General features: G+C 66.2%; 11 protein-coding genes. 1 reads left to right on the forward strand and 10 read right to left on the reverse strand.

The genetic code is table 11. From position 1 onward, the window contains the following. Positions 1–3 precede the first annotated feature (3 nt). The 10 genes from DL519_RS49925 to DL519_RS12890 all read right to left on the reverse strand — a co-directional run bounded on the left by DL519_RS49925 (position 4) and on the right by DL519_RS12890 (position 12,746). Positions 4–768 carry an arsenate reductase/protein-tyrosine-phosphatase family protein gene (locus DL519_RS49925; RefSeq protein ID WP_190814946.1) on the reverse strand — a complete coding sequence of 255 codons (765 nt, stop codon included), beginning with the start codon at positions 766–768 and terminating at the stop codon, positions 4–6. Continuing rightward, on the reverse strand, positions 765–2,237 hold the full coding sequence (locus DL519_RS12850; RefSeq protein WP_190814947.1) for a polysaccharide biosynthesis tyrosine autokinase: 1,473 nt from the start codon (positions 2,235–2,237) through the stop codon (positions 765–767). The genes DL519_RS49925 and DL519_RS12850 overlap by 4 nt, the downstream gene beginning before the upstream one ends. Positions 2,238–2,292: 55 nt before the next feature. After that, positions 2,293–2,964, reverse strand: a complete 672-nt coding sequence (locus DL519_RS12855; RefSeq protein ID WP_190814949.1) for an HAD family hydrolase — start codon at positions 2,962–2,964, stop codon at positions 2,293–2,295. After that, a complete protein-coding gene (locus DL519_RS12860) occupies positions 2,961–3,935 on the reverse strand; it encodes an ATP-grasp domain-containing protein (RefSeq protein ID WP_190814951.1) in 975 nt (324 codons plus the stop codon). The genes DL519_RS12855 and DL519_RS12860 overlap by 4 nt, the downstream gene beginning before the upstream one ends. Beyond that, the gene (locus DL519_RS12865) at positions 3,932–6,670 is read right to left on the reverse strand and encodes an O-antigen ligase family protein (protein ID WP_190814953.1); all 2,739 of its coding nucleotides are present in this window, start codon (positions 6,668–6,670) and stop codon (positions 3,932–3,934) included. Before DL519_RS12865 ends, DL519_RS12860 begins: the two co-directional genes overlap by 4 nt. Before the next feature lie 18 nt (positions 6,671–6,688). After that, a complete protein-coding gene (locus DL519_RS12870) occupies positions 6,689–7,918 on the reverse strand; it encodes a glycosyltransferase family 4 protein (RefSeq protein ID WP_190814954.1) in 1,230 nt (409 codons plus the stop codon). Continuing rightward, the gene (locus tag DL519_RS12875) at positions 7,915–8,952 is read right to left on the reverse strand and encodes an NAD-dependent epimerase/dehydratase family protein (RefSeq protein WP_190814956.1); all 1,038 of its coding nucleotides are present in this window, start codon (positions 8,950–8,952) and stop codon (positions 7,915–7,917) included. The genes DL519_RS12870 and DL519_RS12875 overlap by 4 nt, the downstream gene beginning before the upstream one ends. Before the next feature lie 173 nt (positions 8,953–9,125). After that, entirely contained in the window at positions 9,126–9,788 is a 663-nt protein-coding gene (locus DL519_RS12880) for a sugar transferase (RefSeq protein ID WP_190814958.1), read from the reverse strand. Further along, the gene (locus tag DL519_RS12885) at positions 9,785–11,017 is read right to left on the reverse strand and encodes a DegT/DnrJ/EryC1/StrS family aminotransferase (RefSeq protein WP_223838890.1); all 1,233 of its coding nucleotides are present in this window, start codon (positions 11,015–11,017) and stop codon (positions 9,785–9,787) included. Before DL519_RS12885 ends, DL519_RS12880 begins: the two co-directional genes overlap by 4 nt. 628 nt (positions 11,018–11,645) lie before the next feature. After that, on the reverse strand, positions 11,646–12,746 hold the full coding sequence (locus DL519_RS12890) for an IS1380 family transposase (protein ID WP_317891360.1): 1,101 nt from the start codon (positions 12,744–12,746) through the stop codon (positions 11,646–11,648). 7 nt (positions 12,747–12,753) lie between these two features. Between DL519_RS12890 and DL519_RS12895 the strand changes: the two genes are divergently transcribed. Continuing rightward, positions 12,754–14,139, forward strand: coding sequence for an IS1380 family transposase (locus DL519_RS12895; protein ID WP_397545032.1), 1,386 nt, complete (start codon positions 12,754–12,756; stop codon positions 14,137–14,139). The last annotated feature ends 62 nt before the right edge of the window (positions 14,140–14,201 follow it).

Consider the following 14,201-nt stretch of genomic DNA (forward strand, 5'->3'; position numbering starts at 1 on the left):
GAACTAAACCCCCTTTTGCGAACGGATTAGGGACGGCTGAGCAGATCGTCGGAGAACCCGTCGATTCAACCTGTGGGTACTGGGGTCGGCGACTGGTTGAGGCCGAGAGCCGTCCCCGGCACCACCGGCCGCGGCTACGAGGGGCGGCACCCCGGGCTGTTCCCACAGTGCCAGGACTCCGAGGATCTGAAGGAGTGCATTGTGGATCGTCACGAGCGCTTCATCGTGTGCAGCGGGCGTCCGGCCGCGGCGATCGTGAATGTCGTCGGCTGCCTTGGGAACCGCGGGGATCGTGCCCCGACGATCTCGAGCGGCCACGACACCAGCACGGAACCGGTCGAGCGGATCGATCGGAAATGAGGTGCGATCCACCGAGCCCACCAGCCGGGCGAACTCGAGCACGGTGAACGTCCTGGCAAGCGCCTCGGGTCGGGCCTGGACGACGGCTCTGCGATGGCTCCGGGTCGCGGTGAGAACCAGGTCGGCGCGGCGGATCATTTCCGCAGTGATCGGACGAGAGTGGAATTCGTGTACATCGCCGTCGACCAGGCCGTGATCGCTCAGCGCCCGCAGGCTCTCGGGATCCATCATCTCCCCGAGCGGGGCGTGGGTCCCAGCACTCGACACGTCGAACCTGGAGGCGGCCGCACCAAGCGCTACCGGCAGCAACTTGCGAAAGGCGATCTCTGCGGTCGGAGAACGGCAGAGGTTGCCGGTGCACACGAAGTGGATCCGAAACCGTCCGTCGGTGGCCGATGCCGGGGTCATCGATCCGGCTCCCCGTCCGCCTGGTCCGCAGGCCTGGAAGGAACCGGAGCCACCTGCTGCACGTCGGCCGGCGGGATGTTGCGCACAACGTCTTCCAAGCGAGGTGAGTCCTCGTAGTAGGGGTAGTAAGCCGAACGTTCGCCGGCCTCGGGAACCATCGTGAACACTGTTCCCAGGACGCGGGCGGGCACCGCTGTCAGCGCGGCCATGGCATCGGTGACCTGTCGGCGGCTCGTCTTGCCGTATTTGACGACCAGGAGAACACCGTCGGTCTGCGATGCAAGAGCGGCCGCGTCCGTGACGGGCAGCAGCGGCGGAGAATCGATCAACACGATGTCGTAGCGGCGCGCGAGCTCCGACAGTACCGCCGCCATGTGTTGACCCCCGAGCAGCTCGCTGGGGTTGGGCGGTAGAGGCCCGCTGCCGATCACGTCGAACAGATGACCACCCCAGGGCTGGATCACCGTGTCCAGCTCCAGATCACCCAGCAGCACGTTGGTGAGTCCGATACCACCCTCGATCCCGAAGTAGTCGTCCATCCGTGGCTGGCGCAGGTCCGCTTCGACCACGGCAACCTGCTTTCCGCTCTGCGCCAACGTGATCGCGAGGTTGCACAGGGTGGTGCTCTTCCCCTCACCCGGTACCGAGCTGGTCAGCAGAACGGTCTTGCACGGCTGGTCGAGATCCGCGAACTGAAGGTTCGTCCGAATCCGGCGGAAGGCCTCCGAACCGGAAGACTTCGGATCCTCGTGCAGGATCAGCGGTCGGTTGGGGACACCCTCGTCGAAGGCGACGCTGCCTAGTACCGGGGTACCGGTCACCTCCTGCAGGGAATCGACGGACTTGATCGTCGTGTCGAGGATGTGTCGCAGCAGGGCAGCCCCGTATCCGACGGCGAGACCCAGACTTGCTCCGAGGATGAGGTTGAGCAGCGGCCGGGGCGAGACCGGATCGGTCGGGCGTTCCGCCGGGGCGACGACGCGGGCGACGACACTCGGTGTACCCCCCGGGTTGGTCGGGGAGACTTCAGTGCGCTCCAGGTCACCAACCAACCGGATGAACGAATTCACCACGGCGTCGGTAAGAATCCGGGCCCGTTCGGGAGACTCGTCCTGCACCTTCACCGTGAGCACAACGGTGTCCGTCTTCGCCTCGGTGGTGATCTTCCCCTCGAGGTAGTCCGGAGTCAGGTTGAGTCCGGACGTTCTGACGGCGTCTTGGCGGACGCGCTCGCTGTTCATCAGCTCGACGTAGGACTGAACCTTTTGCTGCGACAGCAGAATCCCGTGGTATGCGTCGTCCAGGCCTGAGCCTGTGCTCTGCGCCGAAACGAACAACGTCACGTCCGCCGTGTACTGCTTGTCGCTGAGGAGGGTTACCCCCGCAGCCGCGCTGAGTCCAACGATGAGTGCGGTCACCACGAGCGCCCACCCCTCCCGCAGCACCCGAAAGTATTGGCGAAAGTTCATCCCGGTATCCCTGTCGTCCTGGTCGAGTCATCAACGGAGGCGGCCATCGTGAGCCTCATCTGTTCTGGCCGAGGAATGAGTCGAGGTCGTACAGATCCGTGACCTCGTGGTCCACGAAGGAAGGCGTCGCCAATTCCGCGTGGAGTCCACCCCGCCTGCGGATCCGAATGGTTCCCCACCCGAGCTGGCGGGGGCCGCCGAAGTCCTTCCGCGGATTGTCCGCGACGTAGACGTATCGCTCCGGTGGAAGGCGTGTCGCGCGAGCGACCTCCTGGAACGCCCGGACGTGCGGCTTGCCATACTCGGCGCCCAGCGCTGCGGTCATGACGATCGTCGGGCACCAGGTGGCGAGACCGAGGGCGCTGACTTTGGCACGCTGGCCGCTGAGCGGTCCGTCGGTCACGCAGGCGAGGCGGGCACCGACATGCTGGTGTTCCAGCCAGCCCAAGGCATCTGGGAGCAATCGGATGTCGGGTCGGTGTTCTCGATAGGTGCTGACCAGTTGTCGGACCAGCGCGGGATCCCGGTCCCGGCCGATAACGCGCAGGGCACGATCGATCGTGTCGCCCCGCACTCCGTCGAGGAACAGCTGCCACGCAGCCTTCTCGAATCCGCCCAGACCGTGAAGCCGTTCGATCGCGGCGAAACCACTTCTCACGTAGTCCCGTTCGAGGTAGAGGGTGTCGTCGATGTCGAATACGACGCACAAATCGCGATAATCGGTCACAGCCCGACCTCCGACGCCTTGACGAAAACCGCCTCGTCGTACCGGAGCATGACCAGCCCGGCGCTCAGCTGGGCGTCGGCCCAGGTCGGGGGCAGTCCCGCGACCTCCTCCACGGTCCACTTCGGAAAGTCGGCACCCGCCTGCCAGCTCAGCGGATACCCACCGCCGAAGCGCGGATTTATTTCGATCGCAGACATCGTGGGGCCGTCGACGGCCACCTGCACGTTCAACGCACCATATGCGCCAGGAAGCTGCTCGACCACCCGGCGTACCAGGTCCTGGAGCTCCGGGTTCTCGACCGTGACAGCTTTCTGCACCTCCCCGCCGCGGACTTCGAGTCGGCGGCGCGCCAACACGCACCTACAACGACCACTGCGGTCCACCCAGGCGTCGACGGTGTGTTCGTGGCCCTGCGCCACCTCCTGAACGATGAGGTCCGGCTCGCGGTGGAGCGTCTCAAGCTCGCTCCACGAGTCGATCCGGCTCACCCTGCTGGAGGCCGATCCCGCCACAGGCTTCACGATCCACGGTGGGCGCCAGTGCTGAGGTGATCCGAGAACCTCGTCCAGCGAGGCAGTGCGGACAGTCGGCACCGAGTTCTCGGTGAACCACCGGAACGTCCGGAGCTTATCGGCGGAGATCTCGACGGCCCGCGGTGCGGACACCATCACGGTAGTTCCGATCGCGGCGAAGCGTTCTCGGTGCGCCGAATAGACAGCCAGCTCCGGGTCGATCGTGGGTACGAGCAGGCCGATGTCGTACCTGCGGCACAGATCAAGCATGTGCGGGACGAACGCATCGCTGTCACACGGCGGTACGACTTCGAAGTGGTCGGCGAGCATCCCTGCTGCGGAAAGCGGTGATCGGTCTGCCGCCACCACGGTTCCCGCGCCGAAGAGAGAGCGCAGCACCTTCTGGAAAATCTGCACCAGCGCACCACGCCGGCCAGCCGACGAGACGAGCACGTTCATGACGCACCCACCTCCCTTCGAATTGATGTCGGTCGGTGTCCTGGGCCGCCCGGCTCGATCGCTGCGGGCGAGCGCGGCCGATGTGCCCGGAACCCCGCCGAGACCCCGAGAAGAATCATGAACACACAGCCGGTCCACGTCTGGATGACGTACAACCAGAAGAAGTTACCGAAGCCCACGGCGACGATGACGGCGAGAAGCGCGGCATGGTAACCAGCTTCGTCGGGGTCCGTCGCAGTCCGTGCCAACCTCCACGCGCGCATCCCGAACAACACCAACAGCGCGATGAGCAGGATCACGGCCAGCACGCCGCCCCGCAGTCCGTAGTCGAGATATTGATTGTGCGCCGGGAAGAGACGTTCGAACTTCGCTTGGACGCCACCGATGAGGACGGAGTCATGAGGCAGAAACCTGTCGCCCAAGAGCGGGCGGTCCAGGATCCTCTTGGCGGCCTCCACTGCGAGCGACAGTCGGGTGTCGTCTGATTCCGTCAGGTCCGTCGTCGATTCCCGCTTCCCGATCACACCGCGATCGAGGGCCTCCGGCAACGCGACCAGACCGGCTATTACGCCAACGCCCAGAGCGAGCAGCCGAGACGTCGAGGACATCCTGCCCGGTCGGGCGATGAAGGCCACCGCCGCTGCAATGATCATCATTGCAAGACCACCCCGGGACCAGGTGAACGGGACCGAGATCGCACACGCGACCACCACGGCCATGCTCAGCCGGGGGTCGATCGACCACCGCGCGACCGCGAAGGCGAGTGCGCAAGCCATGAGTCCCGGGAAGAACCCGCGGTATTGCGGAATCGCGGAGTCCACGGTGGCGGACAGCTCATAGGCCCGCTCGATCCCCCCGTGGGTGAAGATGTAGCAGAAGACCAACAGCAGGGTGGCGACGACGGCCGCCATGACTATCCGCGCGGTGGTCCGGTACGACAAACCGCTGTGAGCGGCCGCGAACCAGGCCGCCAGGGGAACGACGGTCTGTGCGTAGAAGACAAGACCGACCGCGCCCGCGCCCGCGCCCGCCTGGATGCCGACGATGATCGATACGGTGAACAGTGCGAACAGGATGACGACGATTCGTTGCCCGGGAAGTGGGATGCGAACCCGCCACGGTCGTCCTCGCAGCACGATCAGGGCCGCGGCCATCGCCACCAGCACGAAGGCAACATGTACCTGGGTGTCCGGATCCGCCGCATCCTCGGCACCCGGACCGAAGATGTTGAGCAGCGTGAAGCTCCGCTTTTCCGGATCCACGAAGATCGGCAGTGCGGCCACGGCAAGTGTGACCGCCAGGGCGCGCGTCAAGTCCGTTGCGAAATAGACCAATCCGAACACGCCGACGAGGCCGAGCCCTACGAACAGCGGCTGCCAGATCAGCAGGACGGCGAGGAAGGCCGTCACCGCTGCGACGGCCGTGGCCCAATACGCCGTTCGAACCTCGCCCCTTCGGAGCCGATTCTTGTGGCGGCGTTCGCGGGCCGGTCGATGCTGCCTCTCGAAGATGTACACGAACCACACCGCTTGCACGACCATGCCAGCCGTCATCCCCCAGACCGCTCCGGCTGAGCCCCACATGAACACTCCCACCGAGGTCGCGCCGAGCAGCAGAACACTCGAGAGGATCCGCGCGACGAAGGTCTCTCTCGCCAGCTGCAACCCGCGCAGCCCGATCCACACCCCGAAGCTCAATGCGTTCGCGATGCTGAATGCGGTCATCGGAATGATCAGTTCGTGAGCGGGGCGCCAGCTTTCGCCGAAGACCGCTTTCCCGATTCCGTCCGGGACGCCGTACAGCGCGACACCCGCGAGCAGGACCAGCATCGTGATGGCGCCGGCGGTCAGCCACACAAGTACGCGGAGTCGGTGCATCGACCCCTCGACCCGGAGGCGGGCCGCTTCGGGGAGAGCAAAGGCGGTCACCCCCGTCTGCATGGCCGCGATCGGGGAGAACAGGCTGCGACAGGAAGTGACCGCTCCGGCAGCACCGAGACCGCCCAGTGCACTGACGATGGCGAGAGTTACGTGCTCCGCGCCGCGGTTCGCGACGTAGTCACCGGCGTATGCGGGGCCGCAGCCGCGGTTGTCGGACAGCCATGTCCAAGCCGATCGCCAACTCGGCAGCAGTCGTGCCTGCAAGCTGGCGAGTCCGGCGCACAGGTACGCGGTGACGCCCCACACCGCGACGAGATGGAGCACGTCCACCTCCGTGCCGATGGCGAGGCAGAGGAAGCCGATCACCTGGAGCCCGAGGAAGACGAGATCGTTCCAGAAGGCCTGCAGCGGACGCCCGAGGCAGTAGAACGCCATGCGCCAGGCGTCCTGGGTGAGCAGTCCCGGGAGCAGCACTGCCAGCATCAGGAAGCCCTCGCCCAGCGACCAGTCGAGGAACACGACCGCGACGCAGATGACCGACGCCATGCCGACGGCCAGAACTCCGCTGGCCCCGACCGCCGGGGCCGCCACGTGTCGCCAGCGGTCCGGAGCAACGCCCGCGTAACGGATCACCAGCGGATCCGTCGCCAACCCCCGGGCGACGAACAGCAGCAGGAAATACGTCGCGTAGATCAAGCCGAATCGACCAACGTCCTCGATCGACGACGTCGTGACGACGATGATGACGAGCAGGAAGTTGCCGAGGCTCGACAACCCCTGGTCGGCGATCGACCAGCGTGCCCGGAGCCTGGTCGCTCGTCGGGCGACCGCGGGTGCCGACTCAGCGTCAAACATGGCTTACCATCCGTACGCCTACGTTCGCGCGGCCACGCGCGAGAGCACCGATTCGATCTTGGCGATCGAGTGTGCTTGGGACATGGTCCGGTGATAGAAGTCGAGCGAGGCCCGGCCCATCTGCCGGCGGGCGGATTCGTCTTGGCTGCAAGCTCGGCGAAACGTCTCGGCGAGCGCCTGCGGATCCTGCGGAGGGCAAGCGAGGCCGAAGGCGCCCTCGGCGCACAACGCGGCCACATCACCGGGGACGGTTGTGATGATCGGGCAGGCGTGAGCAAGCGCCGTACCGAGCTTGGACGGGATCGTCGCCCGGGACAGTGGAGTGTCCTTCAGCGTGACGAGCTGGTAGTCCGCTGTCCCGAACAGCGAGGGCATCTCCGAGGCGGGCAGCCGACCGAGGAACCGAACGTTGTCGGCTCCGAGGTCCCCTGCGCGGCGCATGGCCGAGGTGGCCGCGGTTCCCGTTCCGATGACGGCAACGTCGATCGGGGTGTCCGCACGGCACAGGGCGGCCGCGTCGACGATGGTGTCGACATCGTTGAGCTGACCAACGTTGCCGGCGAACACGGCGATTGTTCGATCCGTCCGACCCAGGCGGTGGCGCATGGCCGAGTCCGGCCGAACCCGGGTGCCGTTCTCCTCGGCGGACCAGTTGTACACGACGGAGACCTTGTTCGCTGGCACGCCTCGGTCGAGCAGCAGCTCGCGCATCGTCGGTGAGATCGTCAACAGGTGTGCGGCGTTCCGATACAGGTAGCGGAGCCCGAGACCGATCAGCGGGCCCACCACATGTCGAGCCGGTCCGTCGGCCATTCCCGAGTCGAAAACCGACTCCGGCCAAAGATCCTGGATGTGCAGCACGTACGGCCGGCCACGGGTGAGTCGCACGGCCTCGGCGGCCGCTGCGGTGGTCATCGGGGTCGAGTACACGTAAATGGCATCGCGGTCGGCCAGGAAGCGGGATACCGCCGCAGATGTCATCGCAAAACTGAGGAAGGTGGCGGCTCGGCGCAGGGGGTTGACGTCGTGGCTGGGATACAGCGGCACCCGTCGGACCCGGACCGGCCCGCGGTTCTCGACATGGGCCCAGCGCTGCTGGTATCCGTCGTACACCTTGCCGTACGGGTGATTGGGAAACCCGGTCAGCACCTTGACGTCGTGCCCCCGCTCGGCGAGGACATCGGCGAGCGTGCTCGGAACTGCTGCTTCCTCGGGAGGAAACAGCTGGCTGACGATGCCGATCTTCATCGAGAAACGTCCCGTCCTGTCCCGGCGGCCGACAGAGCGACGGGCGCGCTGCGGGCGGGTGACCGCCCGCCCGAATCGCCGCCTCGGGAAGCGATGACGCTGCGCAGGATGTCGTCGAGGCCCAGCCGGGGTTCGAATCCGATGAGGTCCCGCACCCGGGAGATGTCCGGGATGCGCCGTTCCATGTCGACGGAACCGTCCTGGTAGGCCTCCACGTAGGGTTTGTGCCGGATCACACTCGACGAGTTCGTCAGCTCGATGCAGCGCTGCGCGAGCGTTTTGATCGACACCTCCACCGGTCGGCCGACGTTGAACACCTCTCCGACGGCGCCCGGGTGACGACTCAGACCCAAGATGGCGGTCACCGCATCATCGACATGGCAGAAGCAGCGGGTCTGGTTCCCGTCGCCGAAAACCGTGATCGGCTCACCCGCGAGCGCCGCGTCGACGAAGCGGGGGATGACCATCCCGAATCGCCCCGTCTGCCGCGGGCCCACGACGCTGAATGGCCGGACGATCACGGTCGGCACGCCGTGGAGCTTCCAGTACGAATGGGCGAGGGTCTCGACGACCGCCTTCGCCTCCGCATATGACGATCGGGCGGCGAGCGGAGAACCGAGGATGCGAGGCGAATCCTCGTGCAGCAAGTCCGCGGTGTTGTGGCCGTAGACTTCACTGCTCGACATGACAAGCACCTTCGTGCCACTGAGGCGCGCGGCCTCCAGCACCCCCTCGCTGCCGCGGAGGTTGGTTCGCAGCGCGCCGATCGGATCGTCCACAATGGCCTTCACCCCGACCGTGGCCGCCATGTGGAAGACGACGTCCGCCGTCGCGACGAGGGAGCCCATCAGGGGTTCATCGAGCACCGAACCGCGGACGAAGTCGAGCTTGCCCAGCGCCGCGAGGCGGTCGAGGTCATAGCCCACGCCCGTGGACATGTTGTCCAGCACAATCACGTCCGCACCTTCGTCGATCAGCCGCTCGACAAGATGACTTCCGATGAACCCAGCAGCGCCGGTGACCAATGCCTTCATATCCCCCCCAAATTCTGAATGGCCCCGCCCCTGAACGGCTCAGAGCCGGCAGCGTGAAACGATCTCGTCTAGTCCGCGAGAGTCGGCGCGGTGGCGAGCCCGAGATTTCCCGGGTGAGGACCGCGACCACGGGGTGACCGGGCTCGACAGTCGTCGTGGGACTCGCGACTTGCTCAGGCCTGGCCACGTTCCAGCCTCCTTGAACCGGCTGCCCCGTCGCTGCGTTCAGCGACTCCGGCAATCGCGGTGTCGCCAGGCACATGAGATGCGGTCCCGGTCTTGTGAGGCTCCAGTGGCCCGTGGACTCCCTGCGCTCTCAGCCCCCTCACGACTGTCAGGAAGAGGATCTTGAGGTCCAGGGACAGCGAGCGGTTGCAGATGTACCAGATATCCAGCTCGGTGCGTTCCTGCGGCCTGAGCGCATTGCGCCCGTTGACCTGGGCCCACCCGGTCAAGCCTGGACGGATTACGAGGCGCGCCCGCTCGGCGGATGTGTACGACTCCTTGGGCCGGATGGGCAGGGGCCGTGGGCCTATGAGGCTCATGTGGCCCCGCAGGATGTTCCACAACTGAGGGAGCTCGTCCAGACTGGTGGCGCGCAGGACGGCGCCGAGTCGAGTCGTGCGCTCATGATCGGGTTCACCGACGTACCGAGGTGCCCGCATGGTGGAGAACTTGAGGATGACGAACGGAACGTTGTGCAGCCCCGGCCTGGCCTGCCGGAACAGCACCGGGTTCCCCATGACGGTCAGGATTGTCAAGGCGAGTACGAAGAACAGCGGAAGAAGCGCGATCCCAGCGACGACCGCGACGAGGATGTCAACCGTGCGTCTCATGCCGAGGCCTCCTCGAGTACCTTCCGTGCTGCCTCGGCCACGTCCTGCACGTCCATTGCCGACAATGCCGGATGGACCGGAAGCACCATCGAATGACGTCCGAGCCAGTGCGCGACGGGCAGCGGACTCGCTGGACGTCCGACCGCGTCGAACGCTTTCTCCCGGTAGATCTCCGTGCATCCACCGAACGCCGCCGACACGCCTTCCGCGTTGATGGCCGCGACCACCCGGTCGCGAGTCCAGCCCGGCTTCATCCGGTCCTCCCGCAGGTGCACGTAGAAGCGGTAGTAAGAGTGCTCGACGCCGGGGGCGAGCGCGGGTAGTCGCAGCGCCGCAACCTCCCCGAGCGCGCGGCGGAGGACATCGGCCCGCGCGCGCCGCTGCGCAACCCAGCCGTCGAGTTTGGCCAGCTGCAGCCGTCCGACGGCCGCCTGGACCTCGGTCATCCGAGCGTTCGTGCCGAACGTGTCGTGGAGCCAACGGAAACCGGGCGGGTGTTGGGTCTCGTGGACTCCCACCCAGCTCTTGCCGTGATCCTTGAGCTCCCAGCAGCGTCGGTACAGGGCGGTGTCGCCCGTCGTGATCGCGCCGCCCTCACCGGCCGTCGTCATGATCTTGTCCTGGCAGAACGACCAGGCGGCGATACAACCGAATCGCCCCACCGGCCGGAGGTCGCGACACGCCCCGTGCGCTTGGGCGCAGTCCTCGACGAGCAGGAGGCCCTTGGCGACCGCGAATTCGGCCAGCTCCCCCGCATCCGCCGGATACCCACCGACGTGGACGACGATCAACGCGGCCGTCCGGTTGGTGATCGCGCGAGCGACGGTTCCGACGGTCATCGCCTGCGAATCCGGGTCGACGTCGACGGCGACCGGACGTGCTCCACAGGCAGCGACGGCACTCGCCGTGCCGATGAAGGTCACCGCCGGCACGATCACCTCATGCCCGGGTCCGATCCCCAGGGCACGGAGTGCCAGCTCAAGAGCAACGGTGCCATTGGCCACCGCCACGGCACAAGGAACGCCGGCCCACCGGGCGAACTCAGATTCGAATGCCCGCCCGTGGTTGCCTGTCCAGTAGTTGACGTTTCCGGACCGCAACACGTCGGCGGCAGCCCGAGCATCGGCATCATCGAACTGCGGCCAGGCCGGAAGCGGCGTCGTCCGCACCGGAGTACCGCCGTCGATCGCCAGGCGTGGCAGGACGGACTGAACGATTTGCGCGGTCACGACGGCACCGGGCAAACTGCGCGGTCCTGAACATGCGCGAGCATCATCGTCGCCTCCCCCATGACGAACGGTGACTGCCGGTCCCCCAGCAACGTGCCCCCAGGCCTGGCGGCGACCGGCCAATCCAGGTGGTTATTAACTAACCTCGATGTCAAAGCCTCACAACGTCCACCGACGCTTGTCAAGGGATGACGGCGTGTGTCAGTGGTGTGGGGGATACGACGTGACTAATAGATCTTGGGCCCGGCACGACGGCATTCCCGAACACCGGCTGCGGCCGGGTCGAGGACGAGAAATCACGCTCAGCGGCACCCAAGCGTCTCGATCGGGAGGCGTTGGGCAGAAGGCGTACTCCAACGGGACGATCCGCCGGCAACTATGGTCGAGCACCGGCTGCTAGCAGGAACGCCCTTCGGCTACAGTACTTTTCGCCCCTGATCCGGGAGCCGGGTCGTCTCCGGTGGTGATCTTCGGACCTAAGCCCCAATCCACCGAGGCGGGTTTGAAGTGATCTTGGTTTCCTTTGTTGATCATTGTGGTGGGGTGTGGACGTGCGGAATCCGCTGGTCTGCCCAGCTTTTCCATGGTTCCTGGGTTGGGCCCTTGCGGGCGGGTTGGGGGAGGGTGATCAGGCTGTTTCGGGTGGGGCGTGGGTGGTGTGGAACAGGTGGTGCCAGTCGTGTTGGCGGGGCCAGTTTTCCGGGAGGTGCAGTGTGATCGAGCGGGCTCGTCGGGCCACCCGTGCCGGGATGTTGATCAGTGTGCGGCGCAGGGTCGCGGCGCGGGCTTTGGCGTGGAAAGCACTGGTCAGACTGCCTGCGGCGCGCAGCAGGTTGTGGGTCAGGGCGGCCAGCGTCAGCCAGGCGGCGTTGGCGCTGAAGACCCCGGATGGGATGTGGGCCAGCGGGCCGTGTTTGAGGTCGTCGTTGACATGTTCGATGATCGCGTGCGCACGGTGGGTTTTCTCCGCCTCGACCAGCGGCTGGCTGCTGGTGGTGAAGCAGGCGTGATACCGCCAGACGGGAAACAGGGCATCAGCGTGGTTTTTGTCTTTGACCCGGCGCACGATCAACCGACCAGCCACCCGATGGGCTTTATCGCTGGCGAAGGCGGTGAATTCGGTTTCCGCGATCTCGGCGTCACTGACCCAGGACTGGCTGGCCTCGTCCCAGACGGCCTGGGGATACTTGATCGCCGTCCACGCGTCCTCGGCGATGCCGGCGATCGCGCGCTGCACGTTCGGATACTGCGCCACCGTGATCGACACCTCCACACCTTGCGCCCGGCAGGCGGAGACGACTTCGCCTACGTAGAAGGCGGAATCACCGCGAAACAGCATCCGGCCCGGCCCGGCGCCGCACCGCCGTGCAAGGTTGATCGTCTCGGTGACCAACGACGCCGCACCCCGCGCCGAGCTGGCGTTGCCGCCACGCATCCTCGTGGCGGCAACCACCGGCGCCGATCGGGGCGTGGACAGCGTGGTCAGCAGCGGGTGGTAACCCCGCAGCCGCACATTGTGACCGCCGATCTTGGTGTGCCCGAACGCCGCACCCTGCTTCGCGTGGCCGAACACCCTGCCCAGGGTGGAATCAGCATCGATGAACGTCCTCTCAGCCCCAATCCACCGATGATCTTGGGTAACGGTTCGGTGGCGAGAGCACGAGATGCCCTTCTGACCTGGGATGATTGATCTTGCGTAGGGATCGATCAACATGGATTGGAAGGGCATCTCGCAGGTGCGATCTTCTCATAGTGCTGCGCGGGTGAGCGCGGTGTTCGACGATGCGAATCTGGTGGCTTCGGCGGGGCTGGTTCCGGTGATGCGGTTGGCCGAACGCGTCGGGTTGTCCGAGCTTGTCGCCGAGGGTGTCCGGGTTCCCGGTTCGGAGGGTGCGAATGCGGATGCGAAGGTGGGCTCGATCGTGGCCGGGATGCTCACCGGCGCCGACAGCATTGATGATCTCGATGTGATCCGGCATGGGGCGATGCCGAAGTTGTTCGGCGGGATCCGGGCACCGTCCACTGTGGGCACGTTTCTGCGTGCTTTGACGTGGGGGCATGCCCGGCAGGTGGAGTCGGCCGCGCGGGAGTGCCTGGTGGGCATGGCCCGGCAGACTCCGGTGCTGGCCGGCGCCGCTGAGAGGACGTTCATCGATGCTGATTCCACCCTGGGCAGGGTGTTCGGCCACGCGAAGCAGGGTGCGGCGTTCGGGCACACCAAGATCGGCGGCCACAATGTGCGGCTGCGGGGTTACCACCCGCTGCTGACCACGCTGTCCACGCCCCGATCGGCGCCGGTGGTTGCCGCCACGAGGATGCGTGGCGGCAACGCCGGCTCGGCGCGGGGTGCGGCGTCGTTGGTCACCGAGACGATCAACCTTGCACGGCGGTGCGGCGCCGGGCCGGGCCGGATGCTGTTTCGCGGTGATTCCGCCTTCTACGTAGGCGAAGTCGTCTCCGCCTGCCGGGCGCAAGGTGTGGAGGTGTCGATCACGGTGGCGCAGTATCCGAACGTGCAGCGCGCGATCGCCGGCATCGCCGAGGACGCGTGGACGGCGATCAAGTATCCCCAGGCCGTCTGGGACGAGGCCAGCCAGTCCTGGGTCAGTGACGCCGAGATCGCGGAAACCGAATTCACCGCCTTCGCCAGCGATAAAGCCCATCGGGTGGCTGGTCGGTTGATCGTGCGCCGGGTCAAAGACAAAAACCACGCTGATGCCCTGTTTCCCGTCTGGCGGTATCACGCCTGCTTCACCACCAGCAGCCAGCCGCTGGTCGAGGCGGAGAAAACCCACCGTGCGCACGCGATCATCGAACATGTCAACGACGACCTCAAACACGGCCCGCTGGCCCACATCCCATCCGGGGTCTTCAGCGCCAACGCCGCCTGGCTGACGCTGGCCGCCCTGACCCACAACCTGCTGCGCGCCGCAGGCAGTCTGACCAGTGCTTTCCACGCCAAAGCCCGCGCCGCGACCCTGCGCCGCACACTGATCAACATCCCGGCACGGGTGGCCCGACGAGCCCGCTCGATCACACTGCACCTCCCGGAAAACTGGCCCCGCCAACACGACTGGCACCACCTGTTCCACACCACCCACGCCCCACCCGAAACAGCCTGATCACCCTCCCCCAACCCGCCCGCAAGGGCCCAACCCAGGAACCATGGAAAAGCTGGGCAGAC

It is taken from the genome of Saccharopolyspora pogona (genome assembly GCF_014697215.1).
Taxonomy (GTDB): domain Bacteria; phylum Actinomycetota; class Actinomycetes; order Mycobacteriales; family Pseudonocardiaceae; genus Saccharopolyspora; species Saccharopolyspora hattusasensis.

What these genes read in the sequence shown, in the direction of transcription:
- DL519_RS49925 (WP_190814946.1), bottom strand. Translation starts at nt 768, where the DNA reads ATGACCCCGGCATCGGCCACCGACGGACGGTTTCGGATCCACTTCGTG.
- DL519_RS12850 (WP_190814947.1), bottom strand. Translation starts at nt 2,237, where the DNA reads ATGAACTTTCGCCAATACTTTCGGGTGCTGCGGGAGGGGTGGGCGCTC.
- DL519_RS12860 (WP_190814951.1), bottom strand. Translation starts at nt 3,935, where the DNA reads ATGAACGTGCTCGTCTCGTCGGCTGGCCGGCGTGGTGCGCTGGTGCAG.
- DL519_RS12865 (WP_190814953.1), bottom strand. Translation starts at nt 6,670, where the DNA reads ATGTTTGACGCTGAGTCGGCACCCGCGGTCGCCCGACGAGCGACCAGG.
- DL519_RS12870 (WP_190814954.1), bottom strand. Translation starts at nt 7,918, where the DNA reads ATGAAGATCGGCATCGTCAGCCAGCTGTTTCCTCCCGAGGAAGCAGCA.
- DL519_RS12875 (WP_190814956.1), bottom strand. Translation starts at nt 8,952, where the DNA reads ATGAAGGCATTGGTCACCGGCGCTGCTGGGTTCATCGGAAGTCATCTT.
- DL519_RS12880 (WP_190814958.1), bottom strand. Translation starts at nt 9,788, where the DNA reads ATGAGACGCACGGTTGACATCCTCGTCGCGGTCGTCGCTGGGATCGCG.
- DL519_RS12890 (WP_317891360.1), bottom strand. Translation starts at nt 12,746, where the DNA reads ATGCCCTTCCAATCCATGTTGATCGATCCCTACGCAAGATCAATCATC.